Annotated in this window: 19 protein-coding genes and 1 tRNA gene; 9 read left to right on the top strand and 11 right to left on the bottom strand. The window is 55.9% G+C overall.

The genetic code is table 11. The features are described from left to right. The 5 genes from ACR0MJ_RS12060 to ACR0MJ_RS12040 form a co-directional block, all read right to left on the bottom strand. Complete coding sequence (locus ACR0MJ_RS12060; protein ID WP_170391999.1) at positions 1–1092, bottom strand: extracellular solute-binding protein; 1092 nt, start codon at positions 1090–1092, stop codon at positions 1–3. A gap of 101 nt (positions 1093–1193) precedes the next feature. Further along, complete coding sequence (locus ACR0MJ_RS12055) at positions 1194–2294, bottom strand: ABC transporter ATP-binding protein (protein WP_170401347.1); 1101 nt, start codon at positions 2292–2294, stop codon at positions 1194–1196. A 132-nt stretch (positions 2295–2426) separates the two neighbouring features. Further along, complete coding sequence (locus ACR0MJ_RS12050; protein WP_480761133.1) at positions 2427–3140, bottom strand: maleate cis-trans isomerase family protein; 714 nt, start codon at positions 3138–3140, stop codon at positions 2427–2429. Next, positions 3137–4282, bottom strand: a complete 1146-nt coding sequence (locus ACR0MJ_RS12045) for a M24 family metallopeptidase (RefSeq protein WP_480761132.1) — start codon at positions 4280–4282, stop codon at positions 3137–3139. Before ACR0MJ_RS12045 ends, ACR0MJ_RS12050 begins: the two co-directional genes overlap by 4 nt. Beyond that, positions 4279–5322: a pyridoxal-phosphate dependent enzyme gene (locus ACR0MJ_RS12040; protein ID WP_480761131.1), complete on the bottom strand. Its 1044-nt coding sequence runs from the start codon at positions 5320–5322 to the stop codon at positions 4279–4281. The genes ACR0MJ_RS12045 and ACR0MJ_RS12040 overlap by 4 nt, the downstream gene beginning before the upstream one ends. A gap of 203 nt (positions 5323–5525) precedes the next feature. Between ACR0MJ_RS12040 and ACR0MJ_RS12035 the strand changes: the two genes are divergently transcribed. Further along, positions 5526–5611, top strand: a tRNA-Leu gene (locus tag ACR0MJ_RS12035). Between the two features lie 8 nt (positions 5612–5619). Here ACR0MJ_RS12035 and ACR0MJ_RS12030 read toward each other — a convergent pair. After that, positions 5620–6117, bottom strand: a complete 498-nt coding sequence (locus ACR0MJ_RS12030; protein WP_480761130.1) for a hypothetical protein — start codon at positions 6115–6117, stop codon at positions 5620–5622. Continuing rightward, positions 6110–6871: a helix-turn-helix transcriptional regulator gene (locus ACR0MJ_RS12025; protein ID WP_170401338.1), complete on the bottom strand. Its 762-nt coding sequence runs from the start codon at positions 6869–6871 to the stop codon at positions 6110–6112. Before ACR0MJ_RS12025 ends, ACR0MJ_RS12030 begins: the two co-directional genes overlap by 8 nt. A 612-nt stretch (positions 6872–7483) precedes the next feature. Between ACR0MJ_RS12025 and ACR0MJ_RS12020 the strand changes: the two genes are divergently transcribed. The 6 genes from ACR0MJ_RS12020 to ACR0MJ_RS11995 all read left to right on the top strand — a co-directional run bounded on the left by ACR0MJ_RS12020 (position 7484) and on the right by ACR0MJ_RS11995 (position 16187). After that, positions 7484–9691: an MSCRAMM family adhesin gene (locus tag ACR0MJ_RS12020; RefSeq protein ID WP_170401336.1), complete on the top strand. Its 2208-nt coding sequence runs from the start codon at positions 7484–7486 to the stop codon at positions 9689–9691. A 128-nt stretch (positions 9692–9819) separates the two neighbouring features. After that, entirely contained in the window at positions 9820–11766 is a 1947-nt protein-coding gene (locus tag ACR0MJ_RS12015; RefSeq protein WP_480761128.1) for a type I secretion protein, read from the top strand. 36 nt (positions 11767–11802) lie between these two features. Beyond that, positions 11803–14109 (top strand): type I secretion system permease/ATPase, encoded by a 2307-nt coding sequence (locus tag ACR0MJ_RS12010; RefSeq protein ID WP_480761126.1) that lies wholly within the window; start codon positions 11803–11805, stop codon positions 14107–14109. Positions 14110–14112: 3 nt separating this feature from the next. Continuing rightward, positions 14113–15453 carry an HlyD family type I secretion periplasmic adaptor subunit gene (locus ACR0MJ_RS12005; protein WP_170391969.1) on the top strand — a complete coding sequence of 447 codons (1341 nt, stop codon included), beginning with the start codon at positions 14113–14115 and terminating at the stop codon, positions 15451–15453. A 72-nt stretch (positions 15454–15525) separates the two neighbouring features. After that, on the top strand, positions 15526–15918 hold the full coding sequence (locus ACR0MJ_RS12000; RefSeq protein ID WP_480761125.1) for a rhodanese-like domain-containing protein: 393 nt from the start codon (positions 15526–15528) through the stop codon (positions 15916–15918). 83 nt (positions 15919–16001) lie between these two features. Further along, positions 16002–16187, top strand: coding sequence for a hypothetical protein (locus tag ACR0MJ_RS11995; protein WP_170391965.1), 186 nt, complete (start codon positions 16002–16004; stop codon positions 16185–16187). Here the strand turns inward: ACR0MJ_RS11995 and ACR0MJ_RS11990 are convergent, their stop codons facing one another. Next, positions 16188–16946, bottom strand: a complete 759-nt coding sequence (locus ACR0MJ_RS11990) for an alpha/beta fold hydrolase (protein ID WP_170512263.1) — start codon at positions 16944–16946, stop codon at positions 16188–16190. It abuts the gene before it with no gap. 89 nt (positions 16947–17035) lie between these two features. Here ACR0MJ_RS11990 and ACR0MJ_RS11985 point away from each other — a divergent pair, with 89 nt between their 5' ends. Then, positions 17036–17410, top strand: coding sequence for a hypothetical protein (locus tag ACR0MJ_RS11985; RefSeq protein ID WP_170391953.1), 375 nt, complete (start codon positions 17036–17038; stop codon positions 17408–17410). 69 nt (positions 17411–17479) lie between these two features. Here the strand turns inward: ACR0MJ_RS11985 and glyA are convergent, their stop codons facing one another. Continuing rightward, a complete protein-coding gene (glyA, locus tag ACR0MJ_RS11980; RefSeq protein WP_170391950.1) occupies positions 17480–18775 on the bottom strand; it encodes a serine hydroxymethyltransferase in 1296 nt (431 codons plus the stop codon). Between the two features lie 168 nt (positions 18776–18943). On the opposite strand from glyA, the gene ACR0MJ_RS11975 reads away from it, so the two are divergent. Continuing rightward, positions 18944–19705 (top strand): NAD kinase, encoded by a 762-nt coding sequence (locus ACR0MJ_RS11975; protein ID WP_170391948.1) that lies wholly within the window; start codon positions 18944–18946, stop codon positions 19703–19705. A gap of 271 nt (positions 19706–19976) precedes the next feature. Here the strand turns inward: ACR0MJ_RS11975 and ACR0MJ_RS11970 are convergent, their stop codons facing one another. Both ACR0MJ_RS11970 and prpE read right to left on the bottom strand, forming a co-directional pair. After that, positions 19977–21416: an amidase family protein gene (locus ACR0MJ_RS11970; protein WP_480761123.1), complete on the bottom strand. Its 1440-nt coding sequence runs from the start codon at positions 21414–21416 to the stop codon at positions 19977–19979. 180 nt (positions 21417–21596) lie between these two features. After that, positions 21597–23486 (bottom strand): propionate-CoA ligase PrpE, encoded by a 1890-nt coding sequence (gene prpE / locus ACR0MJ_RS11965; RefSeq protein WP_170512254.1) that lies wholly within the window; start codon positions 23484–23486, stop codon positions 21597–21599. Between the last annotated feature and the right edge of the window lie 87 nt (positions 23487–23573).

The raw sequence follows: 23573 nt of genomic DNA, 5'->3' as shown, positions 1-23573 counted from the left end.
TTATTGCGCCAGCCAAGCCTGGAATTTGGCGTCGATATCGTCGCGGTAATCCGCCCAGAACTCGTAGTTATACAGGAACGTGTTCTTGGCGTTTTCCGGATCGGTCGGCATGTGTGGTGCCATGTCGATGCCCAGATCGGCGTGCTGACCCACCAGCGGTGCAGAGGAGGCACGAGCCGGGCCGTACGAGATGTACTTGGCCTGATCTGCCAGACGCTGCGTGTCAGTTGCGAACATGATGTAGTCCAGCGCGCGCTGTTGACGCTCTTCGCTCAGGCCAGCCGGAATGATCCAGCCATCAAGATCGAATACCTGAGCATCCCATAGCATCGCTACCGGCTGCTTTTGCTCTTCGATCACGCTGAACAGGCGACCGTTATAGGTCGAACCCATGACAACTTCACCATCAGCCAGCAATTGTGGCGTGTCGGCACCGGCAGACCACCAGACGACACTGTCCTTGATGGTATCCAGTTTGGCCAGTGCCTGGTCTTGACCTTCAGCAGTGGCCAGAACGTCGTAGACGTCGTCTTTTGCAACGCCGTCACACAGCAACGCCCATTCCATGTTGTTGATCGGGCGCTTTTCCAGCGAGCGCTTGCCGGGATAGGCTTCAAGATCGAATACTGCGCAGATGTCGGTTGGCGGAGTATCACCGACCAGATCTGTGCGATAACCGAAAGTGGTTGAATAGACGATCTGCGGGATAAAGCAGTCGCTGACCAGAAGGTCACCGAAATCTTCGGAGGCAGGCGTGCCATCGGGGGCAGGGGCCAGTTGAGTGTCGAAATCGATCTCAAGTGCCAGACCTTCGTCGCAGAGGCGGATCGCGTCCGCCGCAACCACATCAACCACGTCCCATGTGATGTTGCCCGCTTCGTTCATCGCGCGCAGTTTGGCGACGGCCTCGTTCGAGCTGTCATCATTCAGGATGGTGACGCCGGTCTTCTCCGAATAGGGCTCGTGATAAGCCTTGAGCTGCGATTTGGAATAGGCGCCGCCCCACGAGACGATGGTCATCTCTTCGGCGGAAACGCCGCCAGCCGCTGTCGCAATAGCAGCTGCTGTCAGCAGTGTTTTGGTAGTTTTCATGTGTTACTCCCAGTACTTCCCGTTTGTTGTTTGGTCAGCTGACGCACGGGTTTTCGCCAGCTGGTCCCTCGGTAAGCCACGTTTGTACCGCGCGGCTTGGTCTATGCGTCGAGCGCACGACAATCCTTTGCAAGCCAGCCGATCTCGATTTCCTGTCCGGGATTAAGACGGATGGCGTCGGGGGCATTCCGTGTTTTGACGATGAACTCGTCATTGCCCGCCACCGACATGCGGAAGCGGAACACGTCGCCCATATAGATGAATTCCTTGACCGTTGCTTTCAGCGTATGTGCATCGGCATGCAGTCGGTCTTTATTGAATTCTACGCGCTCGGGCCGGATCGAGACCTTGGTACGTTCGCCCGGATTGTGCACGTTGATCGGCACCGCATCGATTTCCGAGCCGTCATCCAATTGCACAAGGCAGGTATCTCCATCGATGGATTTAACAACACCTTCCAGGGTATTGTTTTCACCGATGAATTGCGCCACGAAACTGTTGTCGGGTTCTTCATACAGCTGATCCGGCGGGGCCAGTTGCTGAATGCGGCCATCGTCAAACACCGCAACACGGTCGGACATGGTCAATGCCTCGGTCTGGTCGTGGGTCACGTAGACGGTGGTAATGCCCAGTTCATGCGCCAGACGGGTGATTTCGAACTGCATATGCTCGCGTAGTTGTTTGTCCAACGCACCCAGCGGTTCGTCCATCAACACCAGTTCGGGCTCGAAAACCAGCGCACGTGCCAGTGCGATCCGTTGCTGCTGACCACCCGACAACTGCGCGGGGCGACGATTGCCGAAGGCACCCATTTGCACCATGTCCAGCGCGCGTTTGACTTTCTCCTCGCGCTCGGACTTGCCCAGCTTGCGGACTTCCAGCGGGAATGAAAGATTCTCGGCCACAGTCATATGCGGGAACAGAGCGTAGTTCTGGAACACCATCCCGATGCCACGTTTGTGCGGAGGGATATTATTGATGGGTTTTCCATCCAGAAGAATCTCGCCATGTGTGGCGGTTTCGAATCCGGCAAGCATCATCAGGCAGGTCGTCTTACCTGATCCGGACGGCCCGAGCATGGTCAGGAATTCGCCCTTTGGCATTGCCAGGTTGAGATCTTTGACGACGAGGTTCTCGCCATCATAAGACTTTTGAACGCGTTGAAATTCAACAAACGCGGCGTCGCTATTTGTGTCGGTCACAAGACCCCCTGTTGCGTCAAATGATTACCCGGTTGGTCCGGGCCTCATTGATCTTCTCGTGCATTGATGACGAGGCTAACAAATGGTCGCAAGCCCGTAAAGCAATTGGAGTCGCGTAAACGCCGCATTTGCCTAATTTTGCGACACGTTCAGTTGTTTCATATGCCAGGCCAAACTCTGGTTGCTTGACAGGACAGGCTTACCGATCTGCGCTTCGATCCTTGGGATAGCCGTCAGTGTCCGAAGGTTGGTACAACTAAGGAATACGGCGTCGACTGTTGAATCTCTTCCCAGTCGCACGGCGGCATTGACCACGGAATCGGTCGAGATGCGCACAACTTTGGCTTCTTCGGATTCGCCGAAAGTGCCAAACACATCCATCGCGATGCCTTGTTCTGCAAACGCGCGTCGCAACGGAGTGTTTACTTCTTCGATGTAGGGCGACAGCAGTGCAAATTTTGAGACGCCCAAATGTCTCGCGCAGGCGGAGGCTGCCCGCAACGGGTTGGTGACGGTCGCTGTATTACAGGTCTGCATGACCATCTGCTCAACCCGATCCGATCCGATTACCGAACTGGCTGATGTGCATCCATAGCCAACAACTCGATAGGGCCGCGCCTTTGGCAGCAGATCAGCCGCTGCAGGCAAGTCGGTCTCCATCTGCGCCAGCGTGTCAGTGTTGACCTCGGCCCCGCTGGGAATGCGGCTGACATAAAGCGGGCTTTTGTCATCGATAAAAAGGCTACGAAACTCAGGTTCGATTGTCTCGTCGGTCTGTAAAACGATCAGCCCCATTGGTACGGCCGAGGGATCGTCAGGATCCAGTGTGTACGGCAACGTGCTCATATCTCGGCAATCTCCGGTCCTATCCGGGGGCTGAGGAACTCGGGCGCGCCTTCGGTTATCAGGATGTTTTCTTCGTGCACGAGAATTTTGCCATCGACCGCAATACCCGGTTCAAGCGTCAAAACCATTCCCGGTTGCAGTTCAGTATGATCATCGGGAATAAGCGAAGGCCATTCGGTCAACGACATTCCTAACCCGTGGCCCAGTCTCCCGGCATCGGTACCCGCGCTGCCATCGGTAAGTATTGTGTTCATCGTATGAAAAAGCTGAGAAGCCGTCACGCCTGGGCGGGCTTGATCAAACGCTGCATCCGAAGCCTCGACCAATCTGGCATGTGCTTCGCGTACCGCCTTGCTCGCTGGGCCGACGGACCAATTGCGATCATAGTCGCAAAAATAGCCATCGTGGACGAGGCCGGTGTCGAGCATCAGCACATCGCCTATACGAAGCGGGGTCTGTGTCGCGGGTGAGATTACATCCGAGTACCCGCCTTGCTCGGCCCCTCCGGCCAGATAGGGCACCCAGTCGGCACCCTCTTCAAGGCAGAGTCTCTGAAAGTTTCGAAATATCTGATCCAGCGGTGTCCCTGCTGAGGCAATCTCGGGCACTCGTGCAAAGGCGTGGGCACCAATCTGACAGGCAGTTCGAATCTTTGCGATCTCGGCGTCAGATTTCACCATCCGCAGCGCCCGCAGGATGCCATGGTCACCCGTAATTTGGCGCGCTCCAATTGCGGATTCGAGATGCCTTAGATCGGCCAGTGGCATCCTTACATGGGTCTCATGCCCGTCGGGGCAGCCGATTGAGGCGTTTTCAGGCGTCAACCCTCTCAGTGTATCGGCCAGCAGGGATACCCCATCATCTTCAAGGTCGGGTGCACTCCAGGTTCGAATGTCGTCGATCCATGTCTGTGCCATCAATGCAGCACCGATGGATGGGATTACTGCAACCGGCTTGCCAGAAATCGGAACGATCAGAAACCAAGGCCGCGTTGGGCTTTCCCAGAAACGGGTCAGATAACCTGTGAAATAGCGAAGCTGGGGCTCATTCGTAAGCAACAGGGCCGATAGACCGGTTTCTTGCATCCGATGCTGGGCGCGCGCAACGCGGGTCGCGAATTCCTCTGGTGCGAAACCTCTCATGCAGGTTGCTCGCTCAAGATGCAGAGCACTTTGGAATTCGGTCCAATACCCAGTTCACTACGGATCGCGTCGTTCAGAACGGCCGCAATGCCTGCACCGCCCGAGGCGCTGGTTTCCAACCCGGCCTTCGCCATGGCCGGAAGCTGTGCTTCGACAGTGTCATCCTCGATTGTCACAAACAGATCGGCATCTCGGGCCAAGCCGTTCAAGGCGATCAGCGAGGGCTCTTTGCAATCCAGTCGCCCCATGATGCTGTCGGGCCCGTCAGCAAACACACAATGCCCCGCTTCGATACTGGCCTGCAGCGCCGGGGCAGAGGTTGGCTCGACAACAATGATCTGCGGAGCATCTCCCCAAACGACCCGCGCATAGGCAGCGACGGCTCCGGCCATGCCGCCAACGCCGGCTTGCAGAAGAACGTGCGTTGGTGCCTCAGTACATTGCTCGGCGGCTTCGACCGCCATTTGCAGATACCCTTCCATCAGCAAGTACGGTAGTTCAGTATACCCCTCCCAGGAACTGTCCGAGAGCAAAGTCCAGCCATTGTCCTGCGCCGCCTGACTGGCTGCTTCCATGCTGGCGGCGTAATCCGCACCCGCCCGGACCACTTGTGCGTTTTGAGCGCGCAGGCGATCTGCAAAGCTTTCTGGAACTGTTTCTGCGATGTAGACAACTGCATCAGCTCCGAAAGTGCGCGCGCCCGCGGCCATGCTCATCCCGTGATTGCCCGCGCTTGCTGTAACATAGGTGCGCCCTTTGAGCGTGTTACCATCTGGCGTGATCGAGATGTCATTCGCTTCGCAGGCGATCACATAAGCCGCACCCAGCGCTTTGAACGATCCCAGGCCCATACGGCTTCGCTCATCTTTAACCCAGAGATTCGCGACGGGTGCCAGCGCCGATGCATTCACAAGGGGCGTTTCGACAAAGTCAGGGCAGAAGAATCGATGCCGGCCCAACCCATCTGTCTCTACGGAGGGATAAGGGGCCTGATCCGAAAGCTTAGAACCACCTCGAAACGGGTTACTGACTAGTTTCATCGCTCGCTCCCTGATCTTGTGTTGCGCCGACGTGAACGAATTGGCCGAAGGCTGTCAAGCTCGGCCTCGATTCAGCAGGATTGTGTTCGTGTTCTGCCTGCATCCCTGGATCTGATGAATGAGTATCTTTTCAATCGTTTTGGTTGGTTGTAAGTGTCTGCACACGACATCGGCGCGGTGAGACAAAACTTCGACGATGATGTGCGGGCGTGATGGAATGGTAGACATATCGGACTTAAAATCCGAAGGCCTTAGTGCCGTGTGGGTTCGAGTCCCACCGCCCGCACCAGTACCATCTCAGACAGGGAAACCCATTTGGGTGATCAATTTCCAGATATCCCTGTTGGCATTCGAGAGCTGAGTGACAACATCCTCGATTTCTTTCATTGCTTTGTCGTCGACTGTGTCTTCACGACCAAGTTTGATGTCAGTCTTGCGATCAGCAATGCGCATCAGGATGGTCTTTGGATTTCCGCTTTCCTGATCGAAAGAATAGATGCAGTGATTGTACTTGTTTCGAATAGAGGACAGGCGCGACAACCGCTGGGTGTGTTCGAGAATCGGATCGCGGATTTCAGGGGGGCGACCCTCCATCTTGGCGAGACGTTCGACCAGATCGATACGGGCACGTGTGGTGTTAAGCGTCAGGAATATGATGACCGCAACATCTTTATTGGCCCCGGTCAGACCTGCGATCAGGTGGATCAGCAGGCTTTCCGTGTTCGTCCACATATAGTTGAGCCGACCCACCAACAGAATGAGCCGGTCGAACCGGGTTTCGAATGCCTCATCCAACGGGCGCGTTGCGCGCTTCGTTCGGCGCAACCTCAAAGTAAAAATGCGCAGCTTCAGTCCGGTTGCTCACATCGATCTTGCCCGAGACATTGTGCATATGCAGTTTGACGGTGTGTTCGGTGATGCCCAGATTCGACGCAATGGTCTTGTTGCTCTTGCCTTGCGATACCAGCCTCAGGACTTGCTTTTCGCGGCGCGTCAGCTTTGAGTATCGCAACAGTTTGTCGGGCGACCGGGTTCTGGTTGCAGGCTGTTTTTCGATAGGTGTGCCTGGCGCACTTTGTGTTGCGGTCATGCTGTCGGCCAGAAAGCAGGGCAGGTGCAGCTCTTCGTGCATCAGAAGGCGCAATATTGCGCGCCAAACATCCGGCGCCACGTTCATTGGCAAATACCCGACACTGCCGAAACGGGTACGATCCCAGCGTTCGAACAGAACCCGGGCCGGACTTTTCTTGCGATAGGCGAAGGCCAGACATCCTGTCTCGGCGAGCCGGGAGTAATCAGCGGGCCGCGCCAACAGATCTTCGAGCATCATCTGATCCACGACAATGATGCGCTCGGAGGGAACAGAGTTCCCACTCTCAGCCAGCAGGTCGTCAAGGCTTTCATATCTTGATGCACGAACGCCGAATTCGCTTTGAACACTTCTCAGGGTTTGGTTCGAGTAGAACAATTCCTTGCCGATAAAAATGATCGACAGCTCTTCGGGATATTCAATCTGATCACGGGCGTCTTCTTGCAATGAAATATTCATTGACTTTCCCCCCACTAATACAAACGCCGCCCTCTGAAACTTTAAATCGGGTACAGAGCTGGGTGGCGCGAACCATTAACTTTGAACTCAAATAGTACCTTATCATAGCTGAAAGTACGTATTTCAGCAACCAAAGGCGGGTTCTGCAATACCGCTTACTAGAACCTTTGATCAGGTTCTTCGCATCTGATTATAGCGTAACTCCATGAAATATCAGGGTTAATAATCCTATATGTTTGCGCATGATTGTTTCTGGGTAAAATCTGGCGCGAAATAAGCCGAATTTCAAAAAAATATATATTAAACAGTGATTTGCAGAAAATAATGCTTTCGGCCAGCTATGCATACCCCTTTATCGCTGCGACCATTCCTAGGCTTCTATTTGTGAAGTGAACTTGAACCTGACGTGTCTGCGGTCCGCGTATTTCAGCGAATTTCCCGTGGTCATGGAATCGGCTTAACCGAGAAAGGGGGGCAAACCAAACAGAAGACTTTCTCTGCCGCGCGAGTGTCCAGTTTGACACCTTGTGCGCGAACTCTGTTTTCAACCGCGCCTGTAGCCGCTTTGTAGATGAATGGCGGTCCGGTGCTTCAGTAAAAGTGGAAAATTTTATGAGACGCCAACCCAACCAAACAACAACCGTGACCACAATTGATGACGTCCAAATCGATAATCTGGACGCCGATTTCGAAACAGATATAGCGGTAGACGAAGCCTATATCGAAGCTGACATCAACGCTCAGAAGCAAAAGCAAGATCAGGACGTTGAAAACTCTGCGAACAACTCTGATTCACAAGGACAAGATCAGTCACAGCGTTCTAAAAATGATAACGACAATGACAACGCGCAAGATCAGGATCAAAATCAGAAGCAGCAGCAGCAAAACACCAATGGTGGTGAAGACAATAATGATAATGACAACTCTAACAATAATGCGGTCAACATTGACTTCGGTGGCGGCGAATGGATTCCCCGCGATGACGATCAGGTAGACTTGGATCTGGGCGACAACGCCAGCGTTGGTGATGTAATCACCGCCGGTCGCGACCTGAATTATGATCCCGGTGATGATCTGAACCTTGATATTTCGCTGGATGGTCCTGGCAACGATATGTCGTCGATCAACAATCAGCTGGCAAGCTTGGAAGACAACGATCAGTTGGATAATGCCGAAGTTGGTAACTACGGAGAATTCAAGCAAAACGGTGATGCCAATGGTGGCGAAGCCAACGCTGCGGAAGGTATTAGTTCCAATGCAAATGGTGCAGCTTCCGGAAAAGGCGGAACCAGTTATGGCGGTGAAGCTGTAGGCGGCAAGACCATTGGTAGCGACGCTTACGGTGAAGGCGGAGACACTGGTGACGCTGATGCCCATGCCAAAGGTGGTAGCGGTGGCGATTCAGGTAATGCTGACAATGCAAGCACCGGCAAAGCCAAATCCAATTCGAACGCTGATGGTGAGAGCATTGGCGGGTACGGTGGTGACAGCACCAGCGACTCGAATGCTGACAACAACACCGACAGCGATAACACGACTGATGGCGAAGGCGGAGATGGCGGCTATGCCGATTCCGAAGGTGTAGGCAAAGGCTATGGTAAGGCGTACAGCGAGTCCGATGCCGATGCTGACGGTGGTGATGCTGACTCAGAGTCCAGCGCCAAAGGCAAGGGTGTAGCGGATAACGACGCAGATGCATCTGGTGCAGATGGTGGCGACGGCGACTCGAATGCGGATGGCAACGCTGATAACGACAGCGACAACAACACCGACGCCAACGACAATGACGGCGGTGACAACACAGCTGACGGAACAGGAACTGGTACTACCGATAGCGACGCTTCAGGCGACGGCGGCGATGGCTCGGGTGGATTCTCGCGCCTAGTCGAAGAAGCAATCGCGCGTCTCCAGCAGGAAATCTCTGAAAGCGGCCGTGGTGATGCAGATGCCGACACCGGTAATTCCAGAGCTGATTCTGGCAGTGGTTCATCCACCGGTGGAGACGGAGACGGTGGAGACAACAACGGAAGTTCAGCAGCTGATGCCGATGTTCAAGGTTTAGGTGATCAAGACGCTGAAGGCCCAAGTGTCGATCAGACATCTGGTGATGTTGACGGTTCGGCTGCCAACGCAAGTGATGCGGACGCTGATGGTGGCGATGGTGGTTCGAACGCTGCCAACGGTTCCGGTGATGGCACGGGCACAGGTACTTCAACGGCTGATGGTGATGGTGGTGCAGGTGGAACTGGTTCTGCTGCATCGGATTCAAACGCCAGTGCTGCTGGATCTGGTGCTTCCGAGGCCACAGGTGGTCTGGGTGGTGCATCAGATGTATTCTCAGAGACCGACACGGATGGTTCTGCTGATAGCCTCGCTGAGGCGATTGCCGGATACGGCGGTGCATCTGCATCGGACAATGACTCGGATTCGTCCGCAACGGGCAATGCCACTGGTACCGCATACAGCGGTGATGGCGGTGCAGGTGCTGCTGGTACTGCAGCAGGTGGAACTAGCGGCGCGTCAATGGTTGACGTCATGTCTGGTGACACAATGGGCGGCAACACGACAGGCGGAAGCGCAGCCGGTGCCTATTCGGGTGACGGCGGTGCCGGAGGCCATGGCGGTGATTGGGGTTCGAATAACGGTGGCGATGGCATCGTGACCGGTGAATCCTACGCCTCGGCCGCTGCCGTAGTCGATACGAACGCCTTCAACCAATCGATCGTACAGGGTGCCAATGTGCTAGGTAACTCAGTCGATACGACCATGGTTGGTGGTTCGATGACCTCGTCCTACGCAAGCGACGACACTGACGTCTAAGACAAAAAATCGGGGGCCGCATTATCGGCCCCCGTTCAATGAAATCGCCGGGGCCACGCAATGTGGCCTCGGCCCAGAAAATCCCAAACCGGAAATTTTAGCTGGCAAGGGGGTAAGGGATCATCGAAATGTTATTCGATAGTGTTACCGAAAAGATTGCACACTTTATTGGATCTTTTGATCTTACGATTGAAAAAGCCCGGTTGAGGGATCAGTACGAAGAGTTCACCGCCATGCGGCGCAAGGCGGAACTGGACGAACTGGAAGAACCCGCAAAGATCCGGATCAAGGCAGATCTTGAATTGGACCCAGGCAAATATGGTCCGCTTTCCTATCGGTTTGACACCCCCCCCGCCACTCCTGAACTTCCACCCCCAACCGACGGCCCTGAATTTGAAACGGTCGTTGTACTTGAACCACCACTCTCAGACGGTCCGCCGTTACCCGAAGCGACAACCGGCCTAGGTGCAAAGTTTGTGTTCGAGCAGCAACTGGAGATTGTGACAGAGCTTATCGGGTCTGCTGTGACCTACACGTTCCAGACGATTTTCCTGCGTGACAATGACGTTGTCGGCGAGGGAGATTTCCGCGATGTCGATCAGTTGATCGCATTGGCCGAGGCGGCTGCGCAGGTCGCAGCATCGATGCACGCGTTTGCCGTGCCCTCGTTCTCGATCTCGGACTACTTGTCGGTTGAATACGTCGAGTCTTTGGCCGAAGCGATGTTGGCCCCGATCAATGTCGAAGTTGAAGGCGCAGTTGTTTATCAGTTCCACGGCGAAGACGCGATGGGCGTGATCGTCAATGGTGAGTATGTGGACGAAGCCCCGGAATGGGAAGATCTTCTGCCTGCGCATCATAGACCGGACGAGGAAGAAGAAGACGAAACGCCCGATATGATGCCCGCCGAATGGGATCAGGACGAGGAAGACGAATTTGCCGAAGGTCACACGGTGATCGCAGGCGGCAACCTTGCGATCAACGAGATGAACGCAACTGTGGCTTGGGTCGATGCGCCTTATATTGCGGTCGGTGGAAAAGCAATCGAACTGGCCATGGTGAGCCAGGTCGCCGTTGTATCTGACACCGACAAGGGCACGAATGGCGGCTCGGGCACCAATGTGGTGCACTCGTCGACGATCGAGGTCGAAGGCAACTCAGCCCCTTGGCTTAAGAAAGGCTCAAGTGGAGACGATGCCCCGGCATATGTGCATGTTGATTGGATTACGACCGATCTGATCGTAGCAAATTTTGTCAAGCAGGACATCGATGCAACGGATATCGATCATATTGATGCCGAGATTAGCGCGACGACCACGCTGTATGCGTTGGGTGACAACGAGTTGATTGATGTCACCAATATTCTTCAACTTGGCAGTTATTATGACCTGATCATGATCGAAGGCGACATGATATCGGTCGATGCGTTTGTCCAGACGCACGTATTATTGGATGACGATGTGGTGATGGGCGGATTGCCCGGACCCATCGATGGATCGGACGAAAACCTGGTTATGAACGAGGTTTCTCTCAAGAAAGAAGGCGAAGATACGTATCAGGCGATGCACGACTCCATGGCCGACGCCATGACCATGGGCGAGGACGACATGGCAGCGCTGGAAGAGGCGCTAATGAACGATCCGATGTTTGCTGGCATGGAGCAGATGCGGGTCCTCAAGATCGATGGATCGCTGGTTCAGGTCAACGTAGCCGAGCAATCGACGATGCTTGCCGATCAGGATGACGTATATCTGAATGGTCCCCACGCGGACGAGACCGAGGTTCTGGCAGGCAGCAATGCGATGCTGAACGCCGCCAATGTAACCAAGGCCGGCGTGGATTCGGTTGTTATGGCTCAGGATGGGGCATTTTCTGACCTGCTATTGCATCAGGCAAGCCTGCTTGACATGCCCACGAATGAGGACATCGCCGAGATGACCAACGAGGCAATCGCCGCCATCATGGAAGAGGCGGGTATGCCAGGTCACGACAATGGCATTGGACCTAACGGTAACGATCTCACGCCAAGCGAAATGGCGAATTCCTCTGATGGCCTGCAGACCATGCTGGCCTAATATTTCCTGATTTACGAGTGACCGGAAGGTTAGTTTATGTCGATCGTTTTTTCGTCGCGCCGCACCCGTTTTGCAAGTCCATTGGACCGGCACGGAGGCGGAGGCCCATTGACCCTGGAACCCCGAAATCGGGTAGCAAAACCAAATGAAAGTAAACTTGCAAAAACAGCGTCCCGCCTGCGTTTGACAAGTGATATGCAACTGGCGGAACCCGAAACCAAACCAGAGACCCCGGAAGCAAGTGACACCCCGGTTGCCGGGCCCGCGAAACGATCGCGGCAATTAGAAGCGCCTCAGGCGACGACACAACCGGATGATCCGGGGCAGACCCAGGCAGAGCAGTTGGATCAAACATCACAACCGCGCGCTGGTTCTCCCCTTCGGCGCGCGTCGTCGCGGCCCGCGCAAGATAAGGATCCTGCGGGTGGCGACACTGGGGTGGCCGATACCGAAGCCCCCGATTGTGAAACCGCCGACCAATCGACTGCACGCATGACCCCCTCTGCGCCGTCGGATGGTAAAGACCGCATGGGCACCACGATCGAGGCCAAGGCCAACCAACCCTTGCTGCGCCCGGGGACGGGTGGTGGCGATGGCAAGGGGCCACCCCAAACATTCCACAAACGCACGCCGCCTGAGGATTTCCAGAAGACGCTGCGTACCTCACTGCGCGCCATCTGGCGCAATCTGGCTTTTGTGCTGGTACTGACCTGCGCGACCAACGTCCTGATCCTAGCGATCCCGATCTACCTGTTTCAGATCAGTGACCGGGTTCTGACTAGTCGCTCGCTGGATACGTTGATCATGCTGACGGCAATCGTTGCCGGAGCAGTCATTTTTCAAGCCGCATTTGATGCCGTTCGTCGGTTCATGCTGATGCGTACAGCGGTCGAGGTCGCCGCCCGTCTTGGGGCGCCGGTTCTTAGCGCTGCGGCCCATGCCTCGCTGCACGGCAACGGACGCGAATATCAGACACTTGGGGATCTGCAACAGGTGCGGGGCTTTCTGGTCTCGGGCACTCTGATCTCATTTCTGGATGTACCATTTGCACCGCTGTTCATCCTGATGATCTTTCTGGTGCATCCGCAACTTGGGATGATTGTGGTGACGACCGCTGTGATCCTGATGATTATCGCGCTGATCAACCAGAAAATGACTGCCAAGCCCTTCGCCAAGGCCAACCAGGCGCAATCCCTGGCGAACCAGCATCTGGATTCAATGTCGCGCAACAGTCAGATCATCAACGCTTTGGCGATGATCCCCGAGGCAGTGCGCATCTGGGGGCGTGACACCGCACAATCGCTGACATGGCAGGTCAAGGCGCAGGATCGCAACGTGATCTTCGCGGCCATTTCGCGTGCCGTCCGTCTTTTGACGCAGATCGGCATTCTGGGCTGGGGCGCTTTTCTGGCCCTTCAAGGTGAAATTACCGGCGGTATGGTCATCGCCGCCTCGATCATCGCGGGGCGGGCTTTCGCGCCGATCGAAGGCTCGATTGAGGGTTGGAATACCTTCCTGCTGACGCGCGGCGCTTTTGGGCGGATCAAGGCTCTGCTGTCGAACTCGGCCCTGCAATATGAAAAACTGCGCCTACCACGGCCTGAGGGGCGGTTGGATGTCGAACGCCTGCTATATGTCCCAGGCGGCACCAAGCGGGTGGTTCTGAACGGAATCACCTTTGCGCTGAACCCGGGTGAAACTCTGGCGATCATCGGGAATTCAGGCGCAGGCAAAACGACACTTGGTAAAACGCTGGTGGGTTCGATCCTGCCGACCTCAGGCAGTGTGCGGCTGGACCTGATGGATATCCGTAATTGGGATCCCCGCCAGTTTGGCGAAAATATTGGCTATCTGCCGCAAGACGTACAGCTGTTCCCCGGCAGCATCAAAGACAATATTGGCCGGATGCGTGCCGATGCCACGGATGAGCAGATCCACGATGCCGCCGTTTTGGCCGACGTGCACAACATGATCGCAACGCTGCCGCAGGGGTATGAGACGGTTGTGGCCGCCGACGGCTCACCTCTCTCAGGTGGTCAGAAGCAGCGTATTGCTTTGGCGCGTGCCTTCTTCGGCAACCCACGTTTGGTTGTTCTGGATGAGCCGAACTCGAACCTCGACGTGGCGGGTGACAAGGCGCTTGCGCGCGCAATTCAGCAAGCAAAGGAAAGCAAGATCACCGTTGTGGTGATTACGCAAAAGCCGACTCTGTTGAATGTTGTCGACAAGATCATGCTGCTGACCGATGGGCGCGTGGCGCTGTTCGGGCAGCGCGAACAGGTGCTGGAACAGCTCAACGGGCCGCGCCAGCAACCGCCCGAAATACAGGGCAAGGGGGATTAAGCGATGAACGACGTGGCACGCACCGATGAAGGCGGTCTTTGGTACTCTGAGGTTCCGCGCTCGATCACCAAATTCATCGTGATTGGCTTTATCATGCTTATTGTCTGTTTTGGCGGCTTTGGCGTCTGGTCCTTCCGTGCACCTCTGGCCGCTGCAGTCATCGCGCAAGGCAGCTTTGTCGCGACCGGCCGCAACAAGATCGTGCAGCATTTGGAAGGCGGTATCATCGAGAACATTCTGGTCTCGGAAGGTGAATCTGTTCAAGCCGGACAGATCATGATGACTTTGGATCAGACCTCGGCCGAGGCGAGTGAACGCGAATTGTTCATTCGCAAACTTCGCCTTCAGGCCATGACCGAACGGTTGCTGGCTGAGCATAGCGAACAGGAAACCCTCGTGTTTTCGCCCGGATTGATCGAAGCATCGGACGACGTCGAGGTCATGACGATCCTCGACAATCAGAAACTCAGCTTTGATGTGTCGCGCAAGACACTGCTGAACGATATTGCTTTGCTGCAGCGCAACATGGAGGCGTTGAAAATTCGTGCGTCAGGATTTGAAGCACAATTGGTCAGCATGGAAAGGCGATCAGAGATTCTCGAGGAAGAATACGAGACCAAATATTCGTTGTTTGAAAAAGGATTAGTGCGCAAAGGTGATCTGAATACGATCCGCCGGGTGCAGGCCGAAGCCGAAGGTCAACTGGCGCGTCTGCGCGCAGAAACGGCTGAGGTAAACCAGATGCTGCTGAAGTATGAAGAGCAGATTCTGCGCACCCGCTCAGCCTACCGTGAGGCCGCGCTGGACGAGTTAGGCGTGATTGAAGCCGACCTTGAAAGTGTGCGTGAAAAAGCCCGCCAGGCCCGTAGCGTTCTGGCCCGTGCGGTTGTGCGTGCCCCGGTGACCGGCACAGTGGTGCGACTTCATCACCACACGCCGGGCGGGGTGATCGAAACTGGCGAACAGATTGCTGAGATTCTGCCCGCCGATGCTCCGCTAATCATCGAGGCGCAGATCCCGCGTACCGAGATCGACAGCGTGGTCACCGGGCAGATCGCGACGGTGCGCCTAGTCGCGCTCAATCAACGGACAACCCCAGTGCTTGAGGGCGAGGTCTATTACGTCTCGGCTGACTCGCTTGTCGAGGATTCTGCCGGTATGCCGCAAGAGGTCTATCTGGCGCGCATTTCTCTGACCACGGAAGAGATGGGTCGCGTGCGGGGCTTCGTGCCGACACCCGGAATGCCCGCCGAGATCATGATCCAGACCGAGGAACGCACCTTTGCGGCCTATATCGCCAAGCCGGTGGTTGACAGTATGTCGCGTGCTTTCCGCGAACATTAAGCGCCTGAATGTCTACACCTTCAATTTTCTGCATGTTAGCCTTTCACGGATTCATTTCCTGGAGGGGCGCAAATGCCATTGACGGTCAAAGACATGATGCAAGCTGCAAACGCGGTGGTTGAACGTATCGAAGCCAGCCGGGCGAAAGAACTGATCGGGCAGGGTGCCTTGTTGTTGGATATTCGCGATGCGCCTGAACTGGAAAGGACAGGGCGCGCGGTCGGCTCGCATCATATCCCGCGCGGGATGTTGGAGTTTCGGGCCGATCCCGAGCTGCCTTCCCATGACGCGGAACTGCGCAAGGACCGGGTGATCATCCTGCATTGTGCATCTGGTGGCAGGGCGGCGCTGGCTGGAAAACTGCTCAAGGATATGGGGTATTTACACGTCTATAATCTGGGCGGGTTTGCGGATTGGGTGAATGGCGGCGGCGAGGCGACCGGGCCCATGGATCGCGGGATGTAGCTACATATCTGACCCAAATCAAAGTCACACATATTCCGTTGCTGTAATGTAAAGGCCAGAAGCTTAAACACAGGATACTGGCCATGATACGCCTAGCAGCCACGCTTTATTCTTTGATCGCCACAGCCATCGCGGGTTCTGCCGTGATTGCGGTCCTAGCGGTTGGAATGGTGACCTGGATGGCCATCGTTTCCGCCGCAGCAGCAGGGGCGGTTGTTGCCGCGCCGGTGTCGTGGCTGGTGGCAAAACGCCTGTATCAAGGCGCTTGATTAAGCGTTCAAGAAGGTCCTGACTGCAGCTTCGAATTCGCGGGGTTTCTCGGCGTGCAGCCAGTGCCCCGCACCGGGAATTTTGGCGAAGCGAGCTGAAGGAAACAGGGTGCGAATTTGCTCTCGGTATTCGGGCTGAACATAATCTGATGCTGCGCCGGACAGGAACAGAGCGGGGCCGTCCCAATGGGTCGAAATCTCGGGGAAGCCCATGATCTTTGGCATTTCGCTGGCCAGTACATCTAGGTTCAGCCGCCACCGGCCTCCCTCAACATCCAAAGACTGCGTAAAAAAGCTCTGCAGCGCCTTTTCGACGCCCAGATCGGCCAGCTGTGCTTCGGCATCTGAACGACGCTGAACGCGGGACATATCGACCGCCCGCATTGCCTCGATGAATTGAATCTGGCTGTGGCTGTATGCCACTGGTGCGATGTCGGCGACGATCAGCTTGCGCACCAGATTGCCATATTCCAGCGCCAGCACCATCGAAGCTTTTCCACCCATGGAATGCCCGACGATATCGGCGATGCCGCCAACGCTGTCGATGACCTTGGCCAGATCATGCGCCAAATCTGTGTAGCCATGCTGAGCATCCCAAAAGCTGTAGGCGTGATTGCGCATATCGACGGCGATCACCTGTCTTTCGTTCGACAGTCGCCGTGCAATGACTCCCCAGTTGCGCGCCGAACCATAGAGGCCATGCGCTATCAGCAGGGGCGGATGATCGGTCGGGTCGCCATGGATGATCGTATTCAGCATGCTTCTGTGATACGCGTCACCGCGCGGAACAACCAGCCCCATTGTCGCCGGTGTGACGCGCGGCTAAATTGTCCCGTCAGGAGGCGCCAATGACGCAGGAAATCGATATCCAGACCCGGATCGCAGAGACCATTCGGTTGCTGCGTAAAAAGCTTGGCGTGAAAGACAAGACCCTGATTGCCTCGGTCCGGCGCGCAAAGCGGCGTTTGCCGCGCAAGGTCTATAAACAGGCCTTGGTTCTGGCAGAGGCCGAGCAGATGGCCGAGCATCCCAAACTGCGGATGGTTTTGGATATGCCTCGGCTCGAAAAAGCGTCGGACGAGGTGCAAGGCCACCTAAACGCGATCAATCTGGCAGATCGACGTTGGGGATGGTTCCTGAGCTTTCTTGGTTCGCTTGCGTTGGGCCTGATCGTGTTGGCGGCGTTGGCTGTGTTCGTACTACGATGGCGCGGGTATATCTGACCGCTGCACGCCTCAAAGAAAAACGGCGCCGATCAGGGCGCCGTTTTCTGTTCTAAGATCCGTATTGGATCAGAGATTCGGATAAAGCGGGTAGCGCGCGCAAAGTTCGGCGACTTCGGCTTTGACTTTGGCTTCGACCGCACCGTTTCCGTCTTCGCCATTTGCGGCCAGACCGTCGACCACTTCGATGATCCAGTCTGCGATTTGGCGGAACTCGGCCTCACCAAAACCGCGGGTGGTTCCGGCAGGCGAGCCCAGACGGATACCGCTGGTGATCGTCGGCTTTTCGGGGTCGAACGGCACACCGTTCTTGTTGCAGGTGATATGTGCCCGGCCCAAAGCTTTCTCGGTTGCGTTGCCTTTAACGCCTTTGGGGCGCAGGTCGACAAGAACCACATGGGTATCGGTGCCGTGGGTCACAGTGTCCAGGCCACCCTTGATAAGCTGATCTGAAAGGGCCTGCGCATTCACAACGACCTGCTTGATATAGTCCTTGAACTCAGGACGCAGTGCCTCGCCAAAGGCAACGGCCTTGCCAGCAATCACATGCATCAGCGGACCACCCTGAATGCCCGGGAAGATCGCCGAGTTTACCTTTTTGGCAATCGCTTCATCATTGGTCAGGATCATGCCGCCGCGCGGGCCGCGCAGGGTTTTATGCGTGGTGGTGGTGGCCACATGCGCATGCGGGAAGGGCGAAGGGTGCGCGCCTGCGGCAACCAGACCGGCGATATGGGCCATATCCACATGCAGATAGGCGCCGACCATATCGGCGATTTCACGCATGCGGGCAAAATCGATGACGCGCGGGATGGCCGAGCCTCCGGCGATGATCAGCTTGGGGTTATGTTCCTTTGCCAGCGCTTCGATCTGATCATAGTCGATCAGGTTGTCCTGCTTGCGCACGCCATAATGTACCGCGTTGAACCACTTGCCCGACTGGTTCGGCGCCGCACCATGGGTCAGGTGACCCCCTGCATCCAGCGACATTCCCAGAATGGTGTCACCGGGCTTGATCAGCGCCTGAAATACACCTTGGTTCGCCTGCGATCCCGAATTCGGTTGGACGTTGGCAAACTCACACCCAAACAACTGCTTGGCACGGTCGATAGCCAGGTTCTCGGCAATGTCGACGAACTGACAACCGCCATAGTACCGGCGGCCCGGATAACCTTCGGCATATTTGTTGGTCATGACCGAGCCCTGCGCCTCCATCACGGCGGCAGAGACGATGTTCTCCGAGGCGATCAGTTCGATCTCGTCGCGCTGGCGGCCCAATTCAGATGTGATCGAGCCGAACAGCTCGGGGTCACGATCCGCGAGGGACTGGGTGAAAAATCCGTTGTCACGAAGATTGGCGTTCATGTGCGCTCCGCATGGCTGGGGTGTATCTGGCGGATTTCCTATCGGAAACGACGTGTGTCAGAAAGGTTGTAAAGCGACGAAATGGCCCTCTATGGCGTCAACTCTGGCCTATTGCGGAAAGGTATGTTTGTTTCGGAACCAAATGTGCAGCACTGGAAACTATAAAACATGACAAAGAGAATCGCCTTTCTGGCCAGCGATGCCAAGGTTGCGCAGACCGCCCGGGATGCGCTTGTCGCGCGCTACGGAAATGCAGCGCCGAGAGACGCAGATGTTGTGGTGGCGCTGGGTGGTGATGGCTTCATGCTTCAGACGTTGCAGGGCGTCCAGCACTTGGACAAGCCGGTTTACGGAATGAATCGCGGTACCATCGGGTTTCTGATGAACGAATATGCCGAAGTTGATCTGATGGCCCGGCTAGCAGAAGCAGAGGAAGAAGTCATCAATCCACTGGCGATGACTGCAATGGACCAGGCGGGCCAAAAGCACCAAGCACTTGCAATCAACGAGATTTCGCTGCTTCGCGCAGGGCCGCAGGCAGCGCGGCTGCGGATCAGCGTGGATGGGCGGGTACGTATGGCCGAACTCGTGTGTGATGGTGCATTGCTTGCCACGCCGGCGGGTTCAACCGCATATAACTATTCCGCTCACGGACCCATTGTACCCATTGGCGCGGACGTTCTGGCATTGACGCCAATCGCCGCGTTTCGCCCCCGGCGGTGGCGTGGCGCCTTGCTGCCGAAAGTTGCGAAAGTCAGATTCGATGTGATCGAGGCTGACAAACGCCCGGTTATCGTTGCGGCCGATTCCATATCGTTTCCGGATATCGATTGGGTCGAGATCAGGTCTGAGATTGCGATCCAGCATCGTATTCTATTTGACCCTGGCCACGGCCTGGAAGAACGATTGATCTCCGAACAATTTACTTAAATCTCAGCGTGTTGATCATTTTTCCACCGCTTGTGTGAACCAGTTCACATGCAACGCGATAAGGGTTTGTTAACTTCAAGTTGCCCGGAGAACACGCCGAGGTGGAAGTGAGTGGCCATCTAAAGGTGTTTTCGAATGGTTGCGCAGTTTTCGCGCTGGCGAGGGTGGGTGGTGCTACGCTCGTCATCTTAATCCGGGCATATTTTAGTATGCGGACCCCGGGACAAAATCCCGGGGTCTATTTCATTTGTGAGGCCTGAGTGAAGATGTCTCAGGTTTGCGTGCTCATTCGATCCCACAGAATCGGAGCCATCTGCCCCACACGCGCTTCGATCGCGACCGCTGCATCCACCGCCATATCCTCACGCCAGCGTCGAGCAGCAATCTGAACATTGATCGGTTGCGGCCCATTCGGCAATTCGGCCAAGCGTGCGGGAACGCTGGCGGCGGGCAGCCCGAGGAAATTCATCGCATAAGAATAGACCGCGCATCCTAACACCTCATGAACGCCTTCGGCACCCTCGGTATCACGATCGGGTCTGAAGAACGGTTGCGGCAGGAAAGGAGATAGGACCAAAGGATATTCCTGCATGAATAGCGACCATTGGCGCGCATAATGGCTGCGTTGCGCCAACGCCTGAATCAGTTCGTCGCCTACGATCGGAGGAAACTCCTGAAAATAAACCTCGAAAATATCACGGATGGTTTGAGACCCGGCTGCCTCGATATCGTTTTTCATCAACGTCAGCACTTCACCCATCAGCGCGCGATAGCCGATGCGCCCGCATTCGAACACATCCGGCGGATCAATGTCTTCAACTATATATCCGGTATCTACCAGCGCCTCCCGAGCGGTACTTAGCGCTTTGTCCACTTCGGGGTGCAAAGCGTATTCGAACATATTTTTGGTGAACGCAACTTTGATTGGGACATCCGGCCCCGCGCCGCGCCAAGGCATTGGCACATGGAAGGGGTCGCGGGCGTCCGGGGCGATCAGGCTGGGCATCGAAAGGTGCAGGTCCTTTGCGCTTCTTGTGATCAAGCCCTGTACCGACATCGATTGTGCCAGCATCCCGCGTTCTGCATTCTGGCTGGGGTTCCAGGCCGGTACGCGGCCCAGCCCCGGTTTCACTGTAACCGCACCATTGGCTGCAGCAGGGAACCGCAAGCTACCTCCGATATCGTTGCCATGAGCCAGTGCGCCGATTCCCGCCATGACCGCAGCCCCCGCGCCCCCGGACGACCCACCGGGCGAGATATGGCGGCCCCAAGGATTGTGCGTGCGTCCATGAAGTGGATTATCCGTGTCAGCGCGGAACGAGAATTCGGGCGTATTGGTCCGCCCGATGACAATGGCCCCCGCCTTATGCAAGTTTGAAACCACCGGTGCGTCATCAGGGGCAATGACATCCTTCAAGGCAACCACACCATTTGTGGTGGCATGGTTCTTCTGGTCGACATTCACTTTGATGGTCACGGGTACCCCGTGCAGCGGTCCAACCGAGGCACCATTGCGGCGCGCCTGATCAAGCGCAGATGCACGTTCTAACGCTTCTGTGCCCAGATCGTCCACGACAGCATTCAGCGAGGGATTTACCTGATGCATCCGCTCCAATGCATCACTGATCACCTCTTCTGCGCTCAACTCGCCAGCTTGGGTTAGCGCAGCCAATTCTGTTGTATCAAAACGCCAGATATCGCCCTGTGTCATGCTCGTCCTCCTCACCTCAAACTGAGGTGAGGAGGACCCAATGACAAGCCCCGCAATCGCAAAACGGATCCAACCTTCATCTGGCCAAAAATATCTCGCAGCGCGAGGCAGAGCCTCGCACACGCGCGACAGCGCAAATCGATTGCGCCGTAAGGCGCTCCGCTTGATCGTACCGTGAAATTACTGCGCGTAGCCGATAGTTTGCAGGGCCACCGTGATCTCGTCCAGAATTGCTGGGTCATCGATTGTGGCAGGCATTTTATACGCCTTCCCATCCGCGATCGACACCATCGTACCACGCAGGATCTTGCCCGAGCGTGTCTTGGGCAGACGATCCACCACCACTGCTTTCTTGAACGCAGCGACTGGGCCGATTTTGTCACGAACCATCTGGACCACATCGGTTACCACCTCCGCGTGATTCCGGTCGGAACCGGCATTCAGGCACAGGAAACCGACAGGCATCTGACCCTTCAGTTGATCAGAAACCCCAATCACGGCGCATTCTGCCACATCGGGGTGAGCGGCCAACACCTCTTCCATCCCGCCCGTCGAAAGTCGGTGCCCGGCGACGTTGATCACGTCATCGGTACGGGCCATGATATAGAGATACCCATCTTCGTCGATCATGCCCGCATCACCGGTTTCGTAATAGCCGGGAAAATGCTCGAGATAGGATTTTCTGAAGCGCGCCTCGGCATTCCACAGGTTTGGCAATGTGCCTGGCGGAAGCGGGAGCTTGACTGCGATCGCGCCCAACTCGCCCGGTTTCATAGGATGGCCGCCTTCGTCCAGAATCTGAACGTCATAGCCCGGCATAGGCTTGGCAGGTGATCCCAGCTTGACCGGAAGCTCTTCGATTCCGAGCGGATTGCCAGCGATGGTCCAGCCAGTTTCGGTTTGCCACCAATGATCGATGACCGGAACTTTCAGCGCATCCTGCGCCCAGATGATCGTATCTGGATCAGCCCTCTCTCCTGCAAGATACAGAGCCTTAAGGCAGGATAGATCGTAATTCGCCATCAATTCTGCGTTTGGGTCTTCGCGTTTTACGGCACGAATGGCGGTTGGGGCGGTGAAGAAGCTTTTGACCTTGTGTTCGGATATCACGCGCCAGAAAGTTCCGGCGTCAGGTGTTCCGACGGGCTTGCCTTCAAAAACAATCGTCGTGTTGCCGTGGATCAGCGGGGCATAACAGATATAGGAATGGCCAACGACCCAGCCGACATCCGAAGCCGCCCAGAACACATCTCCCGGATCGACATTGTAGATGTTTTTCATCGTCCAGTTCAGCGCGACCAAATGGCCGGCAGTCGGGCGCACGACGCCTTTGGGCGCACCAGTGGTGCCGGATGTATAGAGGATATAGGCTGGATCATTGCCGCTGACTGGTACACATTCTGCGGGCTCCGTACCGTATTGGAAACCGTGCCAGTTGACGTCGCGCCCCTCGATTAGTTGTGCGACTTCCTGCTCGCGCTGGAATATTACGCAAAACTCGGGTTTGTGGGTGGCCAGATCGATCGCGCCATCCAGCAGAGGTTTGTAGTGCACAACGCGTCCCGGCTCCATCCCGCATGAGGCAGCGATGATCGCCTTGGGTTTCGCATCGTCGATACGTACGGCCAGTTCGTTGCTGGCAAAGCCGCCGAATACCACTGAATGCACTGCTCCTAGCCGGGCGCAAGCCAGCATTGCCTCCAGCGCTTCGGGGATCATAGGCATGTAGATGATGACGCGGTCACCTTTCTCAATACCTTTTGCACGGAGCGCGCCAGCCAGATTAGCAACCCGATTGCGTAACTCGACGTATGAGATTTCGCGTTTGGTATGAGTAATGGGGCTGTCATAGATGATCGCGGTTTGCTCACCACGACCATTTTCCACATGGCGATCAACTGCGTTCCAGCACGTATTTACCTTGGCATCACTGAACCATTCGTAAAGAGGCGCATTGTCGTCAAACAGAGCTTTGCTGGGCGCTTGAACCCAATCGATCCCCTTGGCTGCATCCATCCAGAATGCTTCGGGGTCGTTCTTCCAGCTCTCGTAGACGTCCTGATATGCCATGATGGCCTCCTCCCAAATTCCTTGAGCTATGTGTTAGGCATCGTGGATGTTTCGAGCAAGCGATGCGCATAACGGCGCGTCAGTTTA

Source organism: Ruegeria sp. C6, from assembly GCF_056537625.1.
This window is presented reverse-complemented; position numbering and strand designations above follow the sequence as displayed.